Raw genomic sequence first — 22,562 nt, 5'->3', positions numbered from 1 at the left:
AATGATCCCCGCCCGGCCGCAAGGCCGCCGAAAGCAGCGGCCGCCTCGAGACGCAGTCGCTTCGAATTGTTGGAGCTGACGCTTGCCGTTCACGCGAATCGGTATCCACTTGGCGGCCAAACGCTGTTAAGCCGAGCCAGTCATGTTCGCCATCGCCTTTCCCGTCTTCGACCCGGTGGCCGTCTCGTTCGGCCCGTTCGCAATCCGCTGGTACGCGCTCGCCTATATCGTCGGCATCGTCGGCGCGTGGATGTATGCGCGCCTGCTGCTGCGGCGCGACCGGCTGTGGGGCGGCCCGGCGCCGATCACCACGCTCGAGCTCGACGATTTCATCCTGTGGGTGACGCTCGGCATCATCCTCGGCGGCCGTACCGGCTACGTGCTGTTCTACAATCTCGACTTCTTCATCCAGCACCCGGCCGAGATCTTCCAGCTGTGGAAGGGCGGCATGTCGTTCCACGGCGGCTTCCTCGGCTGCGTTCTGGCGGTGACGCTGTTCGGCCGCGTACGCAAAGTGTCGATCCTGTCACTCGGCGACATCACCTGCGCGGTCGGGCCGATCGGGCTGTTCCTCGGCCGCCTCGCCAATTTCGTCAACGGCGAGCTGTGGGGCCGGCCGGCCGATGCCTCGGTGCCGTGGGCGATGGTGTTTCCCAATGCCGGTCCGCTGCCGCGGCACCCGAGCCAGCTCTATGAAGCCGGGCTCGAGGGCATCGTGCTGTTCACAATCCTGGCGCTGATGATCCGCGCCGGCGCGCTGAAGCGGCCGGGCCTGATCATCGGCGCGTTCCTGACCTTCTACGGCCTCGCCCGCATCACCGGCGAATTCTTCCGCGAACCCGACGTCCAGCTCGGCTTCCTGTGGGGCGGCATGACGATGGGGATGCTGCTGTCGATCCCGATGGTGATCATCGGCGTGGTGGTGATGATCGTCACCTCGCGCCGCCCGCCGCGCGTCGTGGCCGCCAGCGCACCGCGGGAGGCCGCGCCATGACGGATAATTCGCCGCTCACCACTGAGATCAAGCGGCAGATCAAGGCCATGGGGCCGATGCCGGTGTGGCGCTACATGGAGCTGTGCCTCACCCACCCGGACTACGGCTACTACGTGTCGCGCGATCCGCTCGGCCGCGAAGGCGACTTCACCACCTCGCCGGAAATCAGCCAGATGTTCGGCGAGCTGATCGGACTGTGGGCGGCCTCGGTGTGGAAGGCGATGGGCGATCCGGCCGAACTGCGACTGATCGAACTCGGCCCCGGGCGCGGCACCATGATGGCCGACGCGCTGCGGGCGCTCCGCGTGCTGCCGCCGCTGTATCAGTCGCTCAGCGTGCACCTGGTCGAAATCAACCCGGTGCTGCGCGAGAAACAGCGGACGACGCTGGCCGGCATCCGCGAAGTGAACTGGCACGACAGCCTCGAGGACGTGCCGCCGGGACCGGCGGTGATCCTCGCCAATGAATATTTCGACGTGCTGCCGATCCACCAGGCGGTGAAGCGCGACGAGGGCTGGCACGAGCGCGTGGTCGAACTCAGCGCCTCGGGCGAGCTCATGTTCGGCGTCGCCGAGGCACCGATCCCGCGTTTCGAGGTGTTGCTGCCGCCGCTGGTGCGCGCGGCGCCGGTCGGCGCGCTGTTCGAATGGCGGCCCGACACCACGATGATGAAGCTGGCGACGCGGCTGCGCGACCAGGGCGGCGCCGCACTGATCATCGATTACGGCCATGTCCGCAGCGACGTCGGCGACACGTTCCAGGCCATTGCCCGGCACAGCTACGCGGATCCGTTGAGCAATTGCGGCCGCGCCGATCTCACCGCCCATGTCGACTTCGCGGCGCTCGCCCGCGCCGCCGAGGATGTCGGCGCACGCGCGCATGGCCCGGTGACGCAGGGCGAATTCCTCAAGCGGCTCGGCATCGAGAGCCGCGCCGTGACCCTGATGGCCAAAGCGGCGCCACAAGTTTCAGAGAACGTCGCCGCAGCGCTGCAGCGCCTGACCGGCCAGGGCCGCGGCAGCATGGGCTCGATGTTCAAGGTGCTCGGCATCTCCGACCCCACGCTGCAAACGCTGGTGGCGCTGAGTGACGACGCCGAGCGCGCCGCGGAGGCCAAAGCCGCAACATGACCGATATTCCAACGATGACTTCGCCGGCGCTGTCCCGCCTCGGCGGCCTGCGCCACGCCTTCTTCAGCCGCGACGGCGGCGTGTCGCAGGGCATCTATGCCGGCCTCAATGGCGGCGTCGGCTCGGATGATGACCCCGCGCATGTGGCCGAGAACCGGCGGCGCATGGCGCAAACACTCGGCGTCGCGCCGGAGCGATTCCTCACTTTGTACCAGGTGCATTCGCCCGACGTCGTCGTGGCGGAGGCGCCGTGGCCGACGGCCGAACGGCCGAAGGCGGACGGCATCGTCACCCGCACGCCGGGCCTGGCGATCGGCGTCACCGCCGCGGATTGCGGGCCGATCCTGTTCGCCGATGGTGAAGCCCGAGTGATCGGAGCCGCGCACGCTGGCTGGAAGGGCGCGCTCACCGGCGTGCTGGAAGCCACCGTCGCGGCGATGGAAGGCCTCGGCGCCGCGCGCGGCCGCATCGTCGCAGCGATCGGGCCGCTGATCCGGCAGCCCAGCTACGAAGTCGGCGACGAATTCGTCACGCGCTTCACGGCGACTAATTCGGACTATGCCCGCTTCTTTTCGCCGGCCGAGCGCGACGGCCACGCGATGTTCGACCTCGGCGGCTTCATCCGGGCACGCCTCGAGCGCGCCGGCGTCGGCACGATCGACGACACCGGCATCGACACCTATCCGGATGAGCGCTTCTACAGCTACCGGCGAACGACGCACCGGCAAGAGCCGGACTACGGCCGGCATGTGCATGGGATCGTGCTGGAGTAGCTGCGGTTAGTTCTGGGCCCTTGTAGCCGAGAGAGCTCGCGGAAAAGCGAGGCGCGCTCCCTCTCCCGCTTGCGGGAGAGGGTTGGGGTGAGGGCCCTTGCTACAAGGCCGAGCGTCCGAGACTCAGTGCCTGGGTCGCCCTCACCCCGCCCTCTCCCGCACGCGGGAGAGGGCGCGCTGTGCACTTGGCGAGTACCCCTCACCTGCCCCAGCGATCCTGCCAGATCTTCTCGCCGATCAGGCAGGAGACGCGCGGTTGGCGTGGGATGTCGGCGACGCGAAGCACGTAGTTCGGCGGAATTCGTCCGGCGACTTCCATCACCAGCTTGGTGTGGATGGCTTCCTTGAATTTTTCGCGGTCCTTGATCGTCACTACGAAAGCGCCGGGGCCGCCGATGACGCAGTCCTCGTAGTACTCGTCGAGATTGTCGATATCCATGGTCGAAAACGACGGCTCCTTGACCATGATCGGCAGGCCGTTGATGACGATGCCCTTCTCGACCGCGGCGTCGCGTGCCGTCGTCACCGGCGCGCCGTTGTTGTTGGGGCCGTCGCCCGAGATGTCGATGACGCGGCGGATGCCGTGATACGGGTTCTGCTCGAACAGCGGCATCGCGAAATTGATGGCGCCGGAGATCGAGGTGCGTGAAGCGCGGCGCAGCGGTGTCTTGAGGATCTGCGAGGCGACCGCGTCGGCGGATTCCGGGCCGTCGATGATCTGCCAGGGCAGAATGACTTTCTGATCGCCCGACGCCGCCCATTCGAAATAAGTCACCGCAATGCGGCCGTTGGGTCCGGTCTTCAGCGTCTTGAGGAATTCGCCGGACACCAGCGCCTGCGCATAGCCCTCGCGCTGGATCGCGAGTTCGTCGGTGTCCATCGAGTAGGACACGTCGACCGCCAGCACGAGTTCGACATCGACTTGTTTGCTGTCGCGATCGTCGGCGAGTTGCGTGGGTCCATTCGGAGCGGCGCTGGCCGTCAGCGCTCCCGCCATCGCGGCGAACACAGTTCCGACAAAAGCCCACCGCATCGCGCGCCCTCCGGAGATGACCGGATCGTGACACGCAATGCGCGGCGCGCAAAGCCGCAAAGTTAGTTCCGCGGTGATCACAATCCGGTCACCGGCGGCTGCGTTCGCGGCTTTATCGATCACCGCGAAGGTTGTAAACTGATCGCCTCAGCATCCATGCAGCGGGTTTCGCCGATGAGCAACGTCGATCTGCAGACCCGCACCAAGGCGAAGCCGAAGGTCGAGCGGCCGAAGCTGCACAAGGTGATCCTGGTCAACGACGACTACACGCCGCGCGAATTCGTCGTCAGGATTCTGAAGACCGAGTTCCGCATGACCGAGGACCAGGCCTATAAGGTGATGCTGACCGCGCATCAGCGCGGCGTCTGCGTCGTCGCAGTGTTCACCAAGGATGTCGCCGAGACGAAAGCCACCCGCGCCACCGACGCCGCCCGCGCCAAAGGCTACCCGCTGCTGTTCACGACGGAGCCGGAGGAGTAGGCGCACTCAAGCTCGCTTACCTTGCTCCGGGCAGGAGCAACCTCTCCCCGCGCGCGGGGAGAGGTCGGACCGCATCGTCAGATGCGGGCCGGGTGAGGGGGCGCATCCGCTCGGCCGAGAGTCAGTGCTCGCGGCACCCCTCACCCCATCCCTCTCCCCGCAAGAGCGGGGCGAGGGAGCGCGTTGTGCTCGGGGAGATTCAACGTCTCATAGCTGATTAGTCAAAGGCCCCTCACAACCCCTCCGCGCCCTGCGGGTCTTCGGCGCTGAGGCCGAAGACACGCTCGGTGTGGGACAGGCCGGCGATGGTGAAGTCGCCGAGGTCGGTCCAGTGGTCGGCGCAGTGCTGGATGAAATCGGCGGAGGCGACCGCGGTGCGGCCGAGGCGGCCGGCGATCTTTTCCATGCGGGCGGCGAGATTGACGGCCGGGCCGACGCAGGTGAAGTCGAGCCGGTTGCCGCCGCCGATATTGCCGTAAAGCACCTGGCCGACATGCAGCGCGACGCCGAAGCGCAGATTGTCGACGACGTGATTGCCTTCGGCGTAGCTCATCGCTCTGACCTGAGTGCGCGCTTCGTCGACCGCCGTCAGCATGCGAGCGCAGACGTCGGCGGCGTCGCTGCCGTCGTCGGCCATCGGAAACACCGCGAGCAGGCCGTCGCCCATGAACTTCAACACCTCGCCGCCGGCGCGCAGGATCGGTCCGACCTGACAGTCGAAATACGCGTTCAGCACCCGCACCATCAGGTCGGGCGGCAGCCGGTCGGACAGCGCGGTGTAGCCGCGCAGATCCGACAGCCAGATCGCCACGCGCAGCAGCTCGGTGTGGCCGCGGCGGATCTGGCCGGCGAGAATGCGGGCGCCGGCGCGGTTGCCCACGTAAGTATCGAGTAGCGTCGCTGCGGTACGGCGCAGGCCGATGATTTCGATCAGCCGCGCCAGCGGCGCGGCGATGGCACGCAGTGCGTTCAGATGCGGATCGGTGAAGCCGCCGTCCGCCTTGGTGGTGAAGCTGACGGCGTGGATATTGCCGTCGAGGAACAGCAGCGGCAGCGCCAGATAGTCGGTGACGCCCTCGGCGCGGACGTCGTCGAAGAACGGAAACGCCAGGCTGGCCGGATCATCCATGCGGAAGCGGACTTCGGTACCCGTGTCGTAGAGGATCTTCAGCGGACTGCGCTGATAGACGTCGAGCTGCTCGACGTCCTCGGTCCGGGCGTTCGCCACGGCGGTCTCGCCCGGCCGCCAGATGAAGCTGCGGCCATAGATGTCCGGGTGCAGGGTCTCGACGAAGATGGCGACGCGCGACAGCGGCACGCCGGCCTCGAGCAGGCGCTCGCAGGTCCGCGTCAGCATGACGGTGGGGATGGGTTCGGGCGGCGCGCCGTCGATCAGCCAATCGATCAGGGCGCGGAGACGGTCGGAATGCATCGCAGCATTGTAACCGCAGCGCGCCGTGGCGCAAAACCATACCGGCGTATCTACCGGCTGCCGACTTAGCGGCTGCCGACTTGGCCGCGGTGACGGATCAGGTGATCGGCCAGCACGCAGGCGACCATCGCCTCGCCGACCGGCACGGCGCGGATGCCGACGCAGGGGTCGTGGCGGCCCTTGGTCAAAATCTCGGTGTCGTGGCCAGCGCGGTCGACGGTGGCGCGCGGCGTCAGGATCGACGAGGTCGGCTTGACGGCGAAGCGGGCCACCACGGTCTGGCCGGTCGAGATGCCGCCGAGGATGCCGCCGGCGTGGTTGGACGAAAACTGCGGGCCATGATTGCCCATGCGCATCTCGTCGGCGTTCTGCTCGCCGGTGAGCTCGGCCGCGGCGAAGCCGTCGCCGATCTCGACGCCCTTGACGGCGTTGATGCTCATCAGCGCCGAGGCTAGGTCAGAGTCGAGCTTGCCGTAGATCGGGGCGCCGAGGCCCGCAGGAACGCCCTCGGCCACTACTTCGATCACCGCGCCGATCGACGAGCCGGCCTTGCGGATGCCGTCGAGATAGTCGGCGAACAGCGCCGCGGCGTCCTTGTCGGGGCAGAAGAACGGGTTGTTGCCGATCTCGTCCCAGTCCCATTTGGCGCGGTCGATCTTGTGCGGGCCGATCTGCACCAGCGCGCCGCGCACGCTCATGCCGGCGACCACCTTGCGGGCGACCGCACCGGCCGCAACGCGGCTCGCGGTCTCGCGCGCCGACGAGCGGCCGCCGCCGCGATAATCGCGGATGCCGTACTTGGCCTCGTAGGTGAAGTCGGCGTGGCCCGGACGATACTTGTCCTTGATGTCCGAATAGTCCTTGGAGCGCTGGTCGGTATTCTCGATCTGCAGCGCGATCGGGGTGCCGGTGGTGACCTGAACCCCGGTCTCCGGGTGCGCCATCACGCCGGACAGGATCTTCACCTGATCGGCTTCCTGGCGCTGGGTGGTGAAGCGCGACTGGCCGGGGCGGCGGCGGTCGAGATCGCCCTGGATGTCGGCCTCGGTCAGCGGGATCAGCGGCGGGCAGCCATCGACCACGCAGCCGATCGCCACCCCATGGCTTTCGCCATAGGTGGTGACCCTGAACATCTGGCCGAAGGTATTGAACGACATGGCGTGGCGCCTTTACGAAACCGGCGGTGTGGTAACGCGCCGGCAAGGCAGGGTCAAACCGCCCGAACCCTCTCCCCTTGTGGGAGAGGGTGGCGAGCGAAGCTCGCCGGGTGAGGGGCCCACGCGGCCGGCGCCCCCTCATCCGGCGCGGACTGTCGTCCGCGCCACCTTCTCCCACAAGGGGAGAAGGGAAGAGATCAGCTGACAATGTCGAAGCCGCCGTCGCGGAAAGCATAGACGGCGCCCTGGCGGATCGAGCCGTCCAGCGCGTCGGCGGGCGTCTTGAGCCCGAGGGCGACGAACAGCGTCCGGCAGGTGCCGACATGGCCGACCGCGACGGTGTCGCCGGTCAGCGAGGCGACCCAGTCCCGGATGAACGGCAGCCGGTCGCCATAGCTCTCGCCGCGCAGCGGGGCGACGGCCCAGCGATCAGCGTGGCGGGCGGCGTAGACGTCCGGATCGGATGCCTGCATCTGCGCGAGGGTGAAGCCTTCCCAGGCGCCGTATGTGATCTCGCGCAGACGATCATCGGTGGCGTAGCCCTCCGCCGGCATGCCGAGCGCGCCGCGCAGCAGCTGCATCGTCACTTGGGCGCGGCCGAGCGGACTGGCGACGTAAGCGAGCGACGCCGGGGGAATGCCATCCTTTTCGAGCAGTCGCCCTAGTACGCCCCCAGCCGCCGTCGCCTGCCCGCGCCCCTTGGCGTTGAGCGGGATGTCCTGCGTCCCCTGAAAACGCCCGGTGGCATTCCAGTCGGTCTCGCCATGGCGGATGAAGTAGATGGTGGGCATCGAAAACTCGGCCTCTCCGTCATTGCGAGGAGCGAAGCGACGAAGCAATCCAGCGCTGTGCACTGAGCTGGATTGCTTCGCTGCGCTCGCAATGACGAGGTGAATGCTGTGCGCAGCGAAGGGCGACGGCGGCCCGCGGCCGCATCCTTCGAGGCGCGTCCTGCCGGACGCGCACCTCAGGATGACGACGTCGTGCTGGCGGTTACTCCTTCGCCAGCGAGATATCCGGGGCGTCGGGGTGTTTCATGCCGACGATATGGTAGCCGGAATCGACGTGGTGGACTTCGCCGGTGACGCCGCGCGACAGCGGCGACAGGAAGTACAGCGCGCTGTCGCCGACTTCTTCGATGGTCACGGTGCGGCGCAGCGGCGAATTATATTCGTTCCACTTCAGGATATGGCGGAAGTCGCCGATGCCCGAGGCGGCGAGCGTCTTGATCGGCCCGGCCGAGATGGCGTTGACGCGGATGTTCTTTTCGCCGAGGTCGGCGGCGAGATAGCGCACGCTGCATTCCAGCGCCGCCTTGGCCACGCCCATCACGTTGTAATGCGGCATCCACTTCTCGGCGCCGTAATAGGTCAGCGTGATGATCGAGCCGCCGTCCGGCATCAGCTTCTCGGCGCGCTGCGCGATCGCGGTCAGCGAGTAGCACGAGATCAGCATGGTCTTGGAGAAGTTGTCGGCCGTGGTGTCGACATAGCGGCCGTCGAGCTCTGCCTTGTCGGAGAACGCGATGGCGTGGACGACGAAGTCGATCTTGCCCCATTTGGCCTTGAGCTCGTCGAACACCGCGTCGATGGTCGACGGATCGGTGACGTCGCAGTGGCCGACCAGGAGTCCGCCGAGCTCGGCCGCGAGCGGCTCGACCCGCTTCTTGAGCGCATCGCCCTGCCAGGTCAGCGCGACCTCGGCGCCGGCGGCGCGGCAGGCCTTGGCGATGCCGAACGCGATCGACCGGTTGTTGGCGACCCCGAGAATCACCCCGCGCTTGCCCTGCATCAAGCCAGAATCCATCGCCATTTCGCACCTTTTCTGCTGAAAACGGGCACTGGCCTACACCACCCGCAGGGCCGGGTACAGGGCAAATCCTGGACGCGAATTCAGCCATTCGCTGCAGCCGAGACGAGCGGAAGACCGGGCCCGCGCCGCCTGATGATGGAAGCCCGCCGAGCGGTCGGCTTCGACGAAGGACTTAGACAGAGCCGCAGTTAGTTACGTCGGACTACTCGACGCGGGCACTCAACTAACAGTTTCTGCCAGCGCGGCTCAATTTCGACATCGATTATCTCAATCGGGACACTACCGCGCCCAACATTCGTCCGCGGTGATAACGACCATGTGACGGCGTCCGATCCGCCGATCGACGCACGCGGCCTCGGCCGGGGTTCGCGCTGATCCCCCGTGTGCCGAGGCCGCACTCTTTCTGTCCCGCCGATTTCAGTCCATGCTGTTCACCTGAAATCTGGAATAGGGGCAGCTCATGCAGACAGCGACCATCGAGACCAGCGCCGGACGGACCGCTTATCGGCAATCGCCGGGCACCGGGCCGAGCGTCGTGCTGGTGCACGGCAACTCGGCCTCGTCGGGCGCGTTTGCGCGCCAGATCGACGGCCCGCTCGGCGCCAAATATCGGCTGATCGCGTTCGATCTGCCGGGGCACGGCGGCTCTGACGACGCGGCCGACCCGGCCGCCGTCTACAACATGCCGGGCTATGCGGGCGTGCTGCGCGAGGTCGCGGCAGCGCTCGGCGCGGAGGACGCGGTGTTCGTCGGCTGGAGCCTCGGCGGCCATATCGTGCTCGAAGCGGCGCCGGACCTGCCCAAGGCCAAGGGCTTCGCCATCTTCGGCACGCCGCCGATCGCATTTCCACCGGCGATGGAGCAGGCTTTTCTGCCGACGCCGGCGATGGCCTACACGTTTCAGCCGCAACTGACGGAGACCGAGGCGCGCGCCTATGTGGCGGCGGCGTTCAGGCCGGGCGTCACCGATCTGCCGGCCGAGATGGTCGCCGACGTGCTGCGCACCGACGGCCGCGCCCGCGCCCAGCTAGCCGGCAGCATCGCGCCGGGCGGCTACCGTGACGAGGTCGCGGTCGTGGCGGAGATGAAGCAGCCGTTCGCCGTGCTGCACGGCGCGCAGGAGCAGCTCGTCAACGCTGATTACTTCGCCACGCTGACGATGCCGACGCTGTGGCGCGGCCAGGTCCAGACCATCGAAGGCGCAGGCCACCTGCCGCAATGGGAGCAGGCGGAGAGGTTCAATGCGCTGCTGGAGGCGTTTGTCAGCGAGGCGAATGGGTAGGGCGCGAGATTGCTTCACTGCACGAAGCGAAGGCGTGAGCACGGTGCCGCAACGAGCACGCCCTGCTCCTTCTCCCCGCACGCGGGGAGAAGGGTGGGATGAGGGGGCGTCTCCTCGCGGCCGAGCGCGAATGAGGGCTCACCCCCGAACTAACTTAGCACTCAGACTCGCGGAGGCGCCCCCTCACCCGCCGCGCATCTGACGATGCGCGTCGACCTCTCCCCGCGCGCGGGGAGAGGTTAGGCTGCGCCGGGTGTCAGGATGGAAAGTCTGCCGAGGTCTTTAGCCCAAATCGCTGCGCGGATTGTATTTGTGGCTCTGCTGCCACTTCTCCATCAGCGCTTCGAGCTCGGCGTCGTGGCCGTCCGGCAGAACGATCTTGGTGGTGACGAACAGATCGCCGGTGGCGCCGGATTTCGACAGTCCCTTGCCCTTGAGCCGGAAGGTGCGGCCGCTCGAGGTGTTCTTCGGGATCGACAGTTCGATCGCGCCGGTCAGCGTCGGGACGCGCACCTTGCCGCCGAGCACCGCCTCGTACAGCGTGATCGGCAGATCGAGCCGCAGATCGTTGCCGTCGACCTTGAAGTGCGGGTGCGGGGCGATCGAAACGGTGATCAGCAAGTCGCCGGGCGGATGGCCGGGCGCGGTCTCGCCCTGCCCCTTCAGCCGGATCTGCTGACCGGCGCCGACGCCGGCCGGAATCTTGACGTTGAGTTCCTTGCCGGTCGGCAGCCGCACACGCTTCTCGGTGCCGCGCGCCGCCTCTTCAAGCGTCACCGTCATCGCGACGCTGAGATCGAGATCGGCCGCCATCGCGCCCTGGTCGAAATCGAATCCGCCGCGCTGGCCGCCGCCGCGCATGCCGGCCGCGCCGCCGAACATCGAATTCAGAATATCCTCGAAGCCCGCCGCACCGGCGCCGCCGCCGAAGCCGCTGCCCGGGGCGGTGCGGAAGCTGAAATGCTCGAAGCCGGGGCCGGCGCCGCGTCCGGCACGACCGCCCGCGCCGCTGCCGCCGCCGGGGAAGCCCTGGAAGCGCGGCTTGCCTTCGGCGTCGATCTCGCCACGGTCGAACTGCTTGCGCTTGGCCTCGTCGCCGAGAATCTCGTTGGCGGAATTGATTTCGGCAAACCGCGCGGCGGCCTTGGGATCGTTCGAGTTGCTGTCGGGGTGATGCTTCTTGGCCAGCTTGCGATAGGCGCTTTTAATCGCCGCAGCGCTGGCATCCCGCTGCACCCCCAGGACCTCATAGGGGTCGCGCATCCGTTACTCTCCTTTTAGGAATCTCTTAGGAATCGCGAGTTGGGCTGAACGCCCATTCGGGTTTCATCTGGGGGCTAGGTGTCATTTTTGCAACTGCTTTCGGCCGCCTCTCTCGAAGCTCCGACCGCGATCAGCTGCGACGCCAAGCTTTCAGCGAGCGGATTTCCCAGCTGCCATGCGGGCTGCGGCAGGCGGCGCCCTGCATCCAACTTTCAGACTTTGCCTTGACGAAGCTCGCCAGGAAGTCCCGGCAGGTCTGTCCGTCCGCCGTATAGGAGGCGGCTATCGGCGTCACTGAGCCGCGTGCACCGGTCGTGGGATTTTCCCACGGCTGGCTGGCATCCTTCTCGCCTTTGGTGAGCACGTCGGATGCCGCGATCCGGGCCAGCGCCAGATCGGCCTCGGACGGATCGTGTTCGGATTCTGGTTTGGAGAGCGCCCGGATCGAGCCGGTGAAGTCGCTGCTGTCCATTTGGGCAAACGGGCCATCGCCGCGTCCAATGACGCTACAGGCCGAGAGCACGGTGGCACTTAGAATCGCTATCGTTGCTGTCAAGACCGGCATCTTCGCCGATAGGCCAACGCATTGCGGTGCCCTATATAGGTGCGACCTATACAGAGCCCTCAATCCGTTCCGGACCTCGGCGAAGCACAAATCGGACTCCCTCGCATGAGCGACACCACGATTAGACATCAGAGTGAGTTAACGTCCGGTGATTTCACCGCGGCCGAGGAGCCGTTTGCCCTGTTCGCCGAATGGCTTGGCGAAGCCACCAAATCGGAGCCGAACGATCCGAACGCGATGGCGCTGGCGACGGTCGATCCCGACGGCCTGCCCAACGTCCGCATGGTGCTGATGAAGGGCTTCGATCACCACGGCTTCGTCTTCTACAGCCACATCGCCAGCCAGAAGGGCCGCGAACTCGCCGCCAATCCGAAGGCGGCGCTGCTGTTTCACTGGAAGTCGCTGCGCCGCCAGGTCCGCATCCGCGGCGGCGTCACGCCGGTGACCGAGGCCGAGGCCGACGCCTATTTCGCCACGCGCCCGAAGCAGGCGCAGATCGGCGCCTGGGCCAGCAAGCAGTCGCAACCGCTGGAAAGCCGCTTCGCCTTCGAACAGGCGATCGCCAAGGTCGGCGCGCGCTATCTGGTCGGCGAGGTGCCGCGGCCGCCGGGCTGGAGCGGCTGGCGGATCACGCCGGCGCGCATGGAATTCTGGCACGACCGACCCTACCGGCTACACGACCGCATCGAATTCACCCGGGACACCCCGGCGCAACCCTGGCTCAAGACAAGGCTGTATCCATGACCCCCGAAACCCAACGGCAGCGCGCGCCGGACAGCAACGCGCCGCGCCGGACCATGCTTCTGACCGGGGCCAGCCGCGGCATCGGCCACGCCACGGTGATCCGTTTCTCGAGCGCCGGCTGGCGGGTGATCACCTGCTCGCGGCACCCGTTTCCGGAGCAGTGCCCGTGGGGCGCCGGACCCGAGGATCACATCCAGATCGATCTCGGCGACCGCGCCGATACGCTGCGCGGCATTGCCGAGATCCGCGAACGTCTCGACGGCGGGCAATTGCATGCGCTGGTCAATAACGCGGCGATTTCGCCCAAGGCCGCCGGCGGCGGCCGGCTCGGCTCGATCGACACCGAGATGGACACCTGGGAGCACGTGTTCCGGGTGAATTTCTTCGCGCCGATCATGATGGCGCGCGGGTTGATCGACGAGCTCAAGGCCGCCAAGGGCTCGGTCGTCAACGTCACCTCGATCGCCGGCTCGCGGGTGCATCCGTTCGCCGGCGCCGCCTATGCGACCTCCAAGGCCGCGCTGGCGGCGCTGACGCGCGAAATGGCGTCGGATTTCGGCCGCCTCGGCGTCCGGGTCAATTCGATCGCGCCGGGCGAGATCGACACCTCGATCCTGTCGCCGGGCACCGAGAAGATCGTCGAGGAAGACATCCCGATGCGCCGCCTCGGCACGCCGGACGAAGTCGCCAAGATCATCTACGTGCTGTGCACCGAAACCTCGTCCTACGTGAACGGCGCCGAGATCCACATCAACGGCGGCCAGCACGTGTGAGCGGGGCGGCGACTAATTCGCCGCCTCTCCACGTCATTGCGAGCACCCGGATCGGCGCTCCGCGCCGTCCGGGCACAGGCTCCGCGAAGCAAGCCAGCTCAGTGCACGGAGCTGGATCGCTTCGTCGCTTCGCTCCTCGCAATGACGAAGTAACTACGGAGGGCGTGTCGTCGATCGATTGAAGCCGCAGCCTTCTAAAGACTCTGAGTCGTCATCCTGAGGTGCGCGCGTAGCGCGCCTCGAAGGATGCGGCCAAGGCGCTTGCGGCTCATCCTTCGAGGCCCACCGCGCCGCGCACAGCGCGGCCCGGCGGGCGCCTCAGGATGACGGCGGCATTTGTGGCAGTAGCAGATCTCACTAACTACTCCGCCCGGAAACGCCGTGGCGGGCGGCGGGCGGAGAGTGGGCCGGCGATCGGGGATTGCAGCGCCAGACCGGCGCTCGAGCAATCGTCTTCGGATTCGTCATCGAGCAACGCGGCGCCGCAGTGGCGGCACACGCGCGCTTCAATCGACAGCGGTCCGCGCGGGCGCGAACCGCGTTGGTAAGCGGCAAAGTCGACGACGTTGATGTCGGTGACTTTCTGGCCGGGCTTTACGAATTGTTCAACCATGCTGTCCTCGCGGCTTGTGACCGCGTTATCGCAGCAAACCCTTCTGCCAAATCTTCCGCCGAATGTTCAAATTTTACCGGCAGCCCGGCATCAGCCAAGATGCTTTCCAAAGAACTGCGTCGCTCGCGACCACGCGAGTTCCGCGGCTTCGCGATCGTGCACCGCAGCGCGCTGTTCGTTGACGAAAGCGTGGTCGGCCTCATAGCGGAAGAACTCGGCGCTCTTGCCGGCAGTCTTTAGGCCCGCCTCGAACGCGTCGACGACTTGCGGCGTGCACCAATCGTCGCGATTGGCGAAGTGGCCCTGCATCGGAACCTTGACGTCGGCCGGCTTGGCGGCCTGTTCCGGCGGAATGCCGTAGAACACCACCGCGGCGCTCAATTCGGGAATCTTGCACGCGCCGATGACAGTCACCGCGCCGCCGAGGCAGAAGCCGGTGAGACCGACCTTGGCGCCGTTGCGCGACAGATAGTTGACCGCGCCGCGCACCGTCTGGGTCGTCGCGTCCATGAAGTCGAGCGAGCCCATTTCTTTGTTGGCGGCTTCCGTGTCGTGATACGGCACCACCGTGCCGTTGTAGAGATCGGGCGCCAGCGCATCGAAGCCGGCGAGCGCGAAGCGATCGGTCAGCCCCTTGATCTGCTCCGACAGGCCCCACCACTCCTGAATCACCACCACGCCCGGCGCATTGCCGCGCGCCGCGTTGGCGAGATAACCGCTCGCCTCTTTGCCGTCGGGACGCTTGAAGGTGATGATCGTGCCCATGTTTCCTCCACGTAAGATTGGCCTGTGTTGGGCCGCATATTGTCCGCAGTCCTGACCGTATGCAATCGCCGCCGGCGTCCCGCAAGCCCACGAAAACGCGCAACAAAAAAGCCCCCGTGAGGGGGCTTTCTGTCACGCTTATGTCGCGAGAAGCTTAGTGGGCGTTGGCCCAGACCTTGCGCTTGGTGAAGTACAGCAGGCCGGAGAGGATGATCAGGAAGATCATCACCTGCAGGCCGAGGCGCTTGCGGGCTTCGAGATGCGGCTCGGCGGCCCACATCAGGAACGACGCGACGTCCTTGGCGTATTGCGGCAGGGTCTGCGGCGTGCCGTCGTCATAGGTCACCATGCCGTCCTGCAGCGGCGGGGGCATCTTGATGGAATGGCCCGGGTACCACTTGTTGTAGAACGAGCCGTCCGGGAGATTGAAGCCTTCCGGCGGAGTGTCCTGATAGCCCTGCAGCAGCGCGTCGATGTAGTTCGGGCCCTGCTCCTGGAACTGGGTGAACAGATCGAAGATGAACTGCGGGAAGCCGCGCGGATAAGAGCGCGCCTTGGCGAGCAGCGACATGTCGGGCGGAGCGGCGCCGCCATTGGCGGCACGCGCAGCCTGCTCGTTCGGGAACGGCGACTTGAAGGTGTCGGCGATCCGGCCCGGGCGTTCGAACATGTCGCCGGCGTCGTTCGGGCCATCCTTGATCTGGGCTTCGGCGGCGATCGCCTTGGCCTGATCGAGGGTGAACTCGGGACCGCCCGGCTCGGCGAGGTTGCGATACTGCAGCAACTTCAGCGAGTGACAGTTGGAGCAGACTTCCTTGTAGATCTTGAAGCCGCGCTGCAACTGCGCCCGATCGTACTTGCCGAACGGACCTGCGAAGGTCCAATCCTGCGACGGCGGGCTTTCCTCGTGCTCGGCCGCCTTGGCGGTCGAGCCGCCGCCGAGCGTGACGCCGAAGGCGAACAGCACGGCGATCGAGGCCGCCACCGCCTTGCCGACCTTGCCCTTCGCCAACACGTCGTCGGCGATCGAGTTCGGCAGCGGCAGCGTCTTCTCGACCCGCGACAGAACCGGCAGCACGATCAGGAAGTAGGCGAAGTAGCAGAAGGTGAACACCCGGCCGAGCACGGTGTAGATACCCTCCGCCGGCTTGGCACCGAGCCAGCCGAGCAGCAGGCAGGTCGCGACGAAGCCCCAGAAGAACTTCTTGGCCAGCGGGCGATAGCGCGACGAACGAACCTTGCAGCTGTCGAGCCAGGGCAGGAACAGCAGCACCAGGATCGCGCCGAACATCGCCACGACGCCGAGCAGCTTGTTCGGGATCGAGCGCAGGATGGCGTAGAACGGCAGGTAGTACCACTCCGGCACGATGTGGGCCGGCGTCACGCCCGGGTTCGCCGGAATGTAGTTGTCGGCGTCGCCGAGATAGTTCGGCATGTAGAAGATGAACCAGGAGTAGAACACCAGGAAGCACGACATGCCGAACACGTCCTTGAGGGTCGCGTAAGGCGTGAACGGAACCGTGTCCTTCTCGGTCTTCGGCTCGACGCCGGCCGGGTTGTTCTGGCCGGTGACGTGCAGCGCCCAGACGTGCAGCACGACGACGCCGGCGATCACGAAGGGCAGCAGGTAGTGCAGCGAGAAGAAGCGGTTCAGCGTCGGGTTGCCGACCGAATAGCCGCCCCACAGCAGCGTCACGATGCTGTCGCCGACGTACGGGAACGCCGAGAACAGGTTGGTGATGACGGTGGCGCCCCAGAAGCTCATCTGGCCCCACGGCAGCACGTAACCCATGAAGCCGGTCGCCATCATCAACAGGTAGATGATGACGCCGAGGATCCAGAGCACCTCGCGCGGCGCCTTGTACGACCCGTAATAGAGGCCGCGCAGCATATGCACGTAAACGGCGATGAAGAACATCGACGCGCCGGCCGCGTGCATGTTGCGCAGCAGCCAGCCGTAGTTGACGTCGCGGACGATACGCTCGACCGAGTCGAAAGCCAGCGTGGTTTCCGGCGTGTAGTGCATCGCCAGGACGATGCCGGTGACGATCTGCACCGCCAGCATCATCGACAGGATGGCGCCGAAGGTCCACCAGTAGTTGAGGTTACGCGGCGTCGGGTAGGCGATGAAGGACGAGTGCACGAGGCCGGCGATCGGCAGGCGCGCTTCCAGCCACTTCATTACCGGGTTCTGCGGCTGATAGGTCGAGGGTCCGCTCATGATGATGCGATCCTAAGCAATAATTCCGAAGAGCCGGCCTCAGCCGATCTGGATTTTGGAGTCGGAGACGAACTGATAGGGCGGGACGGGCAGGTTCAGCGGCGCCGGCCCCTGGCGGATGCGGCCCGACGAGTCGTACTGCGAACCATGGCACGGGCAGAAGAAGCCGTCGTAGTTGCCTTCGTGGGCGATCGGGATGCAGCCCAGGTGGGTGCAGATGCCGGTGACGACCAGCCAGTTCTCGTGGCCCGCCTTGGTGCGGGCCTGATCGGTCTCCGGATCCTTGAGGTCGGACAGCGGCGTCTTGACGGCTTCCTCGACCTGCTTGGGTGTCCGGTTCATGATGTAGATCGGCTTGCCGCGCCAGAACACCTTGATGTCCTGACCCTGCGCGATCGGGGTGAGATCGACTTCGATCGGGGCGCCGGCGGCGATCGTCGAGGCGTCCGGATTCATCTGGGAAACGAACGGCCACACGGCGGCGGCGGCGCCAACCGCGGCGACGGCGCCGGTGGCGATGTAGAGGAAATCACGGCGTGTCGGTTCCGCCGAAGACTGTGTGGTCACGATCCCAAGCCCTTTCATTCTGCGACCGGCAAATCAGCGATCCGGCAATCCTGCGACAGACGAGACGCTGGCGGCAGTGTGCGACGCTGTCCGAGGAAGCCGCCTTGGTCCGCAAATTGGAAATCGGAGGCGGTTCGCCCTCGACCGTTCGCAACGGCCGGTCGGGTAGAAATAGACAGTCCAGAATCGATCTATTGGCACCCTTGCCGGTAGAGCGCAAGCCCGCGAACGGCTAATCCGCGCGCACCATCGATTCCTGCGAATTGTCATGGCAGACGACAAGTTGTAAATCAGTTGATGCGGAGCATTACGGAATGCGGATAGCCCTCTATCAGCCCGATATTCCGCAGAACACCGGCACTATTCTTCGGTTCTGTGCATGCCTGGGTGTCGAGGCGCACATCATCGAGCCCGCCGGCTTCCCGATATCGGACCGGCATTTCCGCCGCGCGGGCATGGACTATCTCGATCTCGTCCGCATCGTGCGCCACGATTCCTGGTCGAAATTTCAGCAATGGCGCAGCGCGGAAGGATGCCGGCTGATTTTACTTACGACCAAAGGTGAAAGGCCTTATCTCGATTATCGTTACCAGCACTCCGACGTGCTGCTGCTCGGCCGCGAGAGCGCCGGCGTGCCGGACGATGTCGCAGCCGCGACCGATGCCCGGCTGGTGATTCCAATGCAGCCGGGACTGCGCTCGCTCAACGTCGCGATGGCGGCCGCACTGGTGACCGGCGAGGCGCTGCGCCAGACCGGCTTCGCGCCCCCGCAATCGATCAAACAGGACTAAACGGTGAGCTACGCGGTCAAGGAAATCTTCTTAACGCTGCAGGGCGAAGGCGCCCATGCGGGCCGCGCCGCCGTGTTCTGCCGCTTCTCGGGCTGCAATCTGTGGACCGGCCGCGAGCAGGACCGCGTCTCCGCGGTGTGCAAATTCTGCGACACGGATTTTGTCGGCACCGACGGCACGCTTGGCGGCCGCTACGCCAGCGCCGATCAGCTCGCGGACACCATCGCGGCGCAATGGACAGGTGGCGCGGACGACCGCTACGTGGTGATCACCGGCGGCGAGCCGCTGTTGCAGCTCGACGCCGAGCTGATTGCTGCACTGCACGGCCGCGGCTTTGCGATCGGGGTCGAGACCAACGGCACGATCGTGCCGCCGGAAGGCATCGACTGGCTGTGCGTCAGCCCGAAGGCCGGCGCGGAACTACGCGTCTCGGGCGGCGACGAATTGAAGCTGGTTTATCCGCAGGACGGCGCCATGCCGGATCAGTTCGAGCGGCTCGGCTTCGCGCGGTTCTCGTTGCAGCCGATGGACGGACCCGACGTGCACGACAACACCACGCGGGCGATCGCGTACTGCCTGAGCCATCCGCAGTGGCGGCTCAGCCTGCAGACCCACAAGACGCTCGGCATCAGGTAGCAGCCCTGGTGCGAGGATTCCCCGCCCGTGATCGGCCTGTCATGACGAATCGCTAGGCTGCATCCGCTTCGATCAAACAGCGGGAGCCGAGCATGGAACTGAAAGTGGGCGACGTCACGGTGCTGAAGTCCGGCGGCCAGCCGATGACGGTGGCCGAAGTTCACAACGACAACATCACGTGCGTCTGGATGGGCGAAGAAGGCGACCTGTTCCGCGAGACCCTGCCGCTCGCCGTGCTCGAAATCATCGACATCGACGATGAAGAAGACGACGAGGACGAAGACGACCTGGCCGACGAAGACAGCGAGACCGCCAAGGTCGCATAAGAGTTAGTCGTCGGAGCGGCTAGGTCTTCGATGTCGCACTCGAAGGCTTACAACATGCACATCCTCATGGTGAGGAGGCGCGAAGCGCCGTCTCGAACCATGGGCTACAAGTCGCCCTTGGCGATCCTTCGAGACGCCTCGGCGTCGCCCTGCGGGCGACGCCGAGGCTCCTCAGGATGAGGACTCAGTGCCTGTGGAAGAGGCGTAACGCTCCAGTTGATAGGTGAACATCGACAAACGTCGGAGGCCGCTAGCTACAACAGATGATCCCGCGCAAACCGCGCTGCGGTCTGGTCGGCGATGGTGCGTAGTGCCGCCGGGTCCAGCGGGAAGTCCGCTGCCAGCCAGGCGTCTTCGGCCAGGGTCAGCACGTGGCCGAGCGCAGGGCCTTCGGCGAAGCCGCGGACGATGAAGTCCGAGGCTTTCAGCGGGAATGCGGGCGCCTGCCAGCGCTGCGGCAGCGCGATCACTTCGCGCCACGGCGCCGGGTCGGCATCGCGGCCGGCGCGGGCCCAGGCCAGCATCATGCGATCGTGGAAGCGCGGCACGCCGAGGCGATACAGCCGTCGCTTTGCGATCGCTTCGTCCATGCCGGCGAGCCGCCACCAGCGATGTCCCATCGAGTCGAGCCGCTTGGCCTCGGCGTTGGACAGCCGCAGCCGCTGCGCCAGCCGCTTGGCGTCCTCGGTGACGGCGACCGCGAGCGCGCCGAGCCGCCGCACCGGATCGGGCGGCAGATCGAGCGCCCTCTCGGCCTCCACCATCGCGGCGAACGTGCCCAGATAGCTGACGCCGCGCAGCACCGATAGTAACAGACCGCCTTCGGCCATGGCGTTCACCGCGCCAACTGCGCCGTCCGCGACCATCAGCTTCAACATCTCCATGCGCAGCCGCTCGGCCGACAGCGTCGCGAGCCCGGCGCGGCCTCGGATGCACGCCAAGTAACCATCGCGATCGGGCGCCCCGGCACCGTAGGCGGCGTGGATGCGAAAGAAGCGCAGGATGCGCAAGTAATCCTCGGCGATGCGCTGATCCGGATCGCCGATGAAGCGCACCTGCCGCGCTTCGACATCGGCCAGCCCGCCGACGTAGTCGTGGACCGTGCCGTCCGGCGTCAGCGACAGCGCGTTCATGGTGAAGTCGCGGCGCTGCGCGTCGCGCTCCCAGTCGCGGCCGAACGCTACCTTGGCTTTGCGGCCGAAGGTCTCGACGTCTTCGCGCAGCGTGGTGATCTCGAAGCCCTGACCCTCGATCACCAGCGTCACCGTGCCGTGCTCTATGCCGGTCGGCACGCTCTTGATGTGCGCCGCCTTGGCGCGGCGGACGACTTCCTCGGGCAGCGCCGTGGTGGCGATATCGATGTCGCCGATCGGCAGGCCGAGCAGCGCGTTACGTACAGCACCGCCAACGACGCGGGCTTCCTCGCCGTCGCTGTTGAGCAACTTCAGCACCCGCGCGGCGGCGCCTTCGTGCAGCCAGCGCGCATCGCTGCGGAGCTGCGTGGCGTCCGTCATTTCGCGCCTCCGGGCTGCTCGGCCCCCGGCACCAGCCGGCCGTTCTCCAGATGTGCCGGCACGTAGGTCGAGCCCGGCGGCGCGCCCTCGAAGTGAGCCAGCAGCAGCAGGCTGATCAGCACCAGCGCCAGCGCCACCACCGTCAGCCAGCCGATGACGCGCAGCGACCAGGAATCGCGGTGCAGCACCGCCGAGCGGCTGACAATCAGGAACACCGCGAAGGCTGCGAATGGAATCAGGAAGACCGCGACTTCGGTCAGTACCGCACGGATCATGGCAGGTAGATCCGCTCGTACAGCACGCGGAGGATGCCGGCGGTGGCGCCCCAGATGTAACGCTCGGCGAACGGCATCGCGTAGTAGGAGCGCTGCGCGCCGCGAAATTCCTTGCTGTGGAGCTGGTGGTTATTCGGGTCCATCAGAAACGAAAGCGGCACCTCGAAAGCGTCTTCGACTTCCGACTTGTTGATGGTGAGCGCGAAGCCGGGCCGCACCCGCGCCACCGTCGGCAGGATGCGGAAGCCGAAGCCGGTGCCGTAGACGTCGAGATAGCCGATCGGATCGACATGGGCGCGGTCGAGCCCGACTTCTTCCTCGGCCTCGCGCAACGCGGCGTCGAGCGGCGAATTGTCGGTCGCGTCGATCTTGCCGCCCGGAAATGCGATCTGGCCGGCGTGATCGTTGAGGTGGGCGGATCGCAGCGTCAGCAGCACGGTCGGCTCGTCGTGCTCGACGATCGGGATCAGCACCGCGGCCGGACGGATGGGTTTCTCCTGCGCGATGATGCGCAGCATGCGGTCGTTGCCTTCGTCGCCAGTCGACGGAATCGCGGCGGCGTCGGTCAGCGCCGGCGGCACCTCGAAGCGCAGCCGGCGCCGCGCGCGATCGAAAAAGTCGGCCGAACTGATGCTGCTTGCGGCAGAATCGGTCCCCATCATCGGTTCGGTCAAAGTGCTTCCCTCATCTGCTCCGCGTCGGCCATTGCAAAGAATGCGCCGCCGGAAGCAATCCCGAACATGGTTCGACCATCGACCACCCGCTCTTCGGCGATGTCAACCAGATCGTAGTATAGCGCCCGTGTCACCTTGGCCCAGAGGTCGGCGCGCACGTGCAAATACGGCGTCAGCCCGCCCTCGGCTGACGGCTCGAAGCGCAGCCGATGCTCGGCGTCGCAGTCGACCCAGTCATCGACATTGGTGCGAAAGCGCAGCAGCGTCCCGCCGGCACGCTCCTCCTTGATCATTTCCACGGCGAGGAATGGCGCGTCATCGACCTTGATGCCGACCTTTTCGACCGGCGTGACCAGGAAATGCTTGCCGTCCTCGCGCTTGAGAATGGTGGAGAACAGCCGCACAAGCGCCGGCCGGCCGATCGGCGTGCCGAGATAGAACCAGGTTCCGTCGGCCGCGATGCGCATGTCGAGGTCGCCGCAGAACGGCGGATTCCACAGATGCACCGGCGGCAGGCCCTTGCCCTTGGCGGCCTCGCCGGCAGCGTCACGCGCCGCCTGCGTCAGACCGTCGAGCCCGCCTGCTCCGCCCTGCCCTTGCTTCGCCATTGTTTGCCCTGACCTTCCGTTGGAATGGCACGATAGCTGCAAATCTTTGCAAGTCGCGCGTGGTTTCATCTCTCCACAAATTGATGCGGGCCTGTTTCGCTCCTGCCCATAGGATGGGGACAGTTTTGGTGAAT

Annotated in this window: 25 protein-coding genes; 10 read left to right on the top strand and 15 right to left on the bottom strand. The window is 66.2% G+C overall.

The features are described from left to right. Positions 1-142: 142 nt before the first annotated feature. The 3 genes from lgt to pgeF are packed head-to-tail and all read left to right on the top strand — an operon-like array spanning position 143 to position 2,897. Positions 143-994 (top strand): prolipoprotein diacylglyceryl transferase, encoded by an 852-nt coding sequence (gene lgt, locus I5M_RS24650; RefSeq protein ID WP_022723831.1) that lies wholly within the window; start codon positions 143-145, stop codon positions 992-994. Then, the gene (locus I5M_RS24645) at positions 991-2,124 is read left to right on the top strand and encodes a class I SAM-dependent methyltransferase (protein ID WP_022723830.1); all 1,134 of its coding nucleotides are present in this window, start codon (positions 991-993) and stop codon (positions 2,122-2,124) included. Before lgt ends, I5M_RS24645 begins: the two co-directional genes overlap by 4 nt. Then, positions 2,121-2,897, top strand: coding sequence for a peptidoglycan editing factor PgeF (gene pgeF, locus I5M_RS24640; protein ID WP_031337459.1), 777 nt, complete (start codon positions 2,121-2,123; stop codon positions 2,895-2,897). Before I5M_RS24645 ends, pgeF begins: the two co-directional genes overlap by 4 nt. 199 nt (positions 2,898-3,096) lie before the next feature. Here the strand turns inward: pgeF and I5M_RS24635 are convergent, their stop codons facing one another. Next, positions 3,097-3,930: a DUF1194 domain-containing protein gene (locus I5M_RS24635; protein ID WP_031337458.1), complete on the bottom strand. Its 834-nt coding sequence runs from the start codon at positions 3,928-3,930 to the stop codon at positions 3,097-3,099. Between the two features lie 174 nt (positions 3,931-4,104). On the opposite strand from I5M_RS24635, the gene clpS reads away from it, so the two are divergent. Beyond that, positions 4,105-4,410: an ATP-dependent Clp protease adapter ClpS gene (gene clpS, locus I5M_RS24630; protein ID WP_031337457.1), complete on the top strand. Its 306-nt coding sequence runs from the start codon at positions 4,105-4,107 to the stop codon at positions 4,408-4,410. A gap of 232 nt (positions 4,411-4,642) precedes the next feature. Here clpS and I5M_RS24625 read toward each other — a convergent pair whose 3' ends face one another. From I5M_RS24625 to fabI, 4 genes are all read right to left on the bottom strand, one after another. Next, positions 4,643-5,842 carry an adenylate/guanylate cyclase domain-containing protein gene (locus tag I5M_RS24625; protein WP_022723826.1) on the bottom strand — a complete coding sequence of 400 codons (1,200 nt, stop codon included), beginning with the start codon at positions 5,840-5,842 and terminating at the stop codon, positions 4,643-4,645. Positions 5,843-5,907: 65 nt separating this feature from the next. Beyond that, positions 5,908-6,999 (bottom strand): chorismate synthase, encoded by a 1,092-nt coding sequence (gene aroC, locus I5M_RS24620; protein ID WP_022723825.1) that lies wholly within the window; start codon positions 6,997-6,999, stop codon positions 5,908-5,910. 197 nt (positions 7,000-7,196) lie between these two features. Continuing rightward, a complete protein-coding gene (locus I5M_RS24615; protein ID WP_022723824.1) occupies positions 7,197-7,790 on the bottom strand; it encodes a histidine phosphatase family protein in 594 nt (197 codons plus the stop codon). A gap of 202 nt (positions 7,791-7,992) precedes the next feature. After that, on the bottom strand, positions 7,993-8,811 hold the full coding sequence (gene fabI / locus I5M_RS24610; RefSeq protein WP_022723823.1) for an enoyl-ACP reductase FabI: 819 nt from the start codon (positions 8,809-8,811) through the stop codon (positions 7,993-7,995). A 460-nt stretch (positions 8,812-9,271) separates the two neighbouring features. Between fabI and I5M_RS24605 the strand changes: the two genes are divergently transcribed. Continuing rightward, positions 9,272-10,093 carry an alpha/beta fold hydrolase gene (locus I5M_RS24605; protein ID WP_022723822.1) on the top strand — a complete coding sequence of 274 codons (822 nt, stop codon included), beginning with the start codon at positions 9,272-9,274 and terminating at the stop codon, positions 10,091-10,093. 282 nt (positions 10,094-10,375) lie between these two features. On the opposite strand, the gene I5M_RS24600 is transcribed toward I5M_RS24605, so the two are convergent. Next, entirely contained in the window at positions 10,376-11,356 is a 981-nt protein-coding gene (locus tag I5M_RS24600; protein ID WP_022723821.1) for a DnaJ C-terminal domain-containing protein, read from the bottom strand. 130 nt (positions 11,357-11,486) lie between these two features. Beyond that, entirely contained in the window at positions 11,487-11,921 is a 435-nt protein-coding gene (locus tag I5M_RS30580; RefSeq protein WP_051048834.1) for an RT0821/Lpp0805 family surface protein, read from the bottom strand. A gap of 105 nt (positions 11,922-12,026) precedes the next feature. Here I5M_RS30580 and pdxH point away from each other — a divergent pair, with 105 nt between their 5' ends. Next, on the top strand, positions 12,027-12,665 hold the full coding sequence (gene pdxH, locus I5M_RS24590) for a pyridoxamine 5'-phosphate oxidase (protein WP_022723819.1): 639 nt from the start codon (positions 12,027-12,029) through the stop codon (positions 12,663-12,665). Beyond that, entirely contained in the window at positions 12,662-13,438 is a 777-nt protein-coding gene (locus tag I5M_RS24585) for an SDR family NAD(P)-dependent oxidoreductase (RefSeq protein WP_022723818.1), read from the top strand. The genes pdxH and I5M_RS24585 overlap by 4 nt, the downstream gene beginning before the upstream one ends. Before the next feature lie 361 nt (positions 13,439-13,799). Here I5M_RS24585 and I5M_RS24580 read toward each other — a convergent pair whose 3' ends face one another. From I5M_RS24580 to petA, 4 genes are all read right to left on the bottom strand, one after another. Next, a complete protein-coding gene (locus I5M_RS24580) occupies positions 13,800-14,051 on the bottom strand; it encodes a hypothetical protein (protein WP_022723817.1) in 252 nt (83 codons plus the stop codon). 90 nt (positions 14,052-14,141) lie between these two features. Beyond that, the gene (locus I5M_RS24575) at positions 14,142-14,816 is read right to left on the bottom strand and encodes a dienelactone hydrolase family protein (protein ID WP_022723816.1); all 675 of its coding nucleotides are present in this window, start codon (positions 14,814-14,816) and stop codon (positions 14,142-14,144) included. 154 nt (positions 14,817-14,970) lie between these two features. Beyond that, entirely contained in the window at positions 14,971-17,037 is a 2,067-nt protein-coding gene (locus tag I5M_RS24570) for a cytochrome c1 (protein ID WP_022723815.1), read from the bottom strand. Between the two features lie 39 nt (positions 17,038-17,076). Further along, entirely contained in the window at positions 17,077-17,604 is a 528-nt protein-coding gene (gene petA, locus I5M_RS24565) for a ubiquinol-cytochrome c reductase iron-sulfur subunit (RefSeq protein ID WP_031337455.1), read from the bottom strand. Between the two features lie 314 nt (positions 17,605-17,918). Here petA and I5M_RS24560 point away from each other — a divergent pair, with 314 nt between their 5' ends. The 3 genes from I5M_RS24560 to I5M_RS24550 all read left to right on the top strand — a co-directional run bounded on the left by I5M_RS24560 (position 17,919) and on the right by I5M_RS24550 (position 19,357). Continuing rightward, positions 17,919-18,395 (top strand): tRNA (cytidine(34)-2'-O)-methyltransferase, encoded by a 477-nt coding sequence (locus I5M_RS24560; RefSeq protein WP_022723813.1) that lies wholly within the window; start codon positions 17,919-17,921, stop codon positions 18,393-18,395. A gap of 3 nt (positions 18,396-18,398) precedes the next feature. After that, positions 18,399-19,031: a 7-carboxy-7-deazaguanine synthase gene (gene queE / locus I5M_RS24555; RefSeq protein WP_022723812.1), complete on the top strand. Its 633-nt coding sequence runs from the start codon at positions 18,399-18,401 to the stop codon at positions 19,029-19,031. Between the two features lie 92 nt (positions 19,032-19,123). Next, a complete protein-coding gene (locus I5M_RS24550; protein WP_022723811.1) occupies positions 19,124-19,357 on the top strand; it encodes a YodC family protein in 234 nt (77 codons plus the stop codon). A gap of 254 nt (positions 19,358-19,611) precedes the next feature. On the opposite strand, the gene I5M_RS24545 is transcribed toward I5M_RS24550, so the two are convergent. From I5M_RS24545 to I5M_RS24530, 4 genes are read right to left on the bottom strand one after another with little or no spacing between them, the layout of a single operon-like run. Continuing rightward, positions 19,612-20,871, bottom strand: a complete 1,260-nt coding sequence (locus I5M_RS24545) for a CCA tRNA nucleotidyltransferase (RefSeq protein WP_022723810.1) — start codon at positions 20,869-20,871, stop codon at positions 19,612-19,614. Further along, complete coding sequence (locus tag I5M_RS24540) at positions 20,868-21,146, bottom strand: DUF6111 family protein (protein ID WP_022723809.1); 279 nt, start codon at positions 21,144-21,146, stop codon at positions 20,868-20,870. Before I5M_RS24540 ends, I5M_RS24545 begins: the two co-directional genes overlap by 4 nt. Beyond that, the gene (locus tag I5M_RS24535; RefSeq protein WP_031337454.1) at positions 21,143-21,808 is read right to left on the bottom strand and encodes a CoA pyrophosphatase; all 666 of its coding nucleotides are present in this window, start codon (positions 21,806-21,808) and stop codon (positions 21,143-21,145) included. The genes I5M_RS24540 and I5M_RS24535 overlap by 4 nt, the downstream gene beginning before the upstream one ends. Positions 21,809-21,816: 8 nt before the next feature. Further along, positions 21,817-22,428, bottom strand: coding sequence for a DUF1285 domain-containing protein (locus I5M_RS24530; protein ID WP_022723807.1), 612 nt, complete (start codon positions 22,426-22,428; stop codon positions 21,817-21,819). Between the last annotated feature and the right edge of the window lie 134 nt (positions 22,429-22,562).

The organism is Rhodopseudomonas sp. B29 (genome assembly GCF_000333455.1).
In the GTDB taxonomy this organism is placed as follows: Bacteria; Pseudomonadota; Alphaproteobacteria; order Rhizobiales; family Xanthobacteraceae; genus Rhodopseudomonas.
This window is presented reverse-complemented; position numbering and strand designations above follow the sequence as displayed.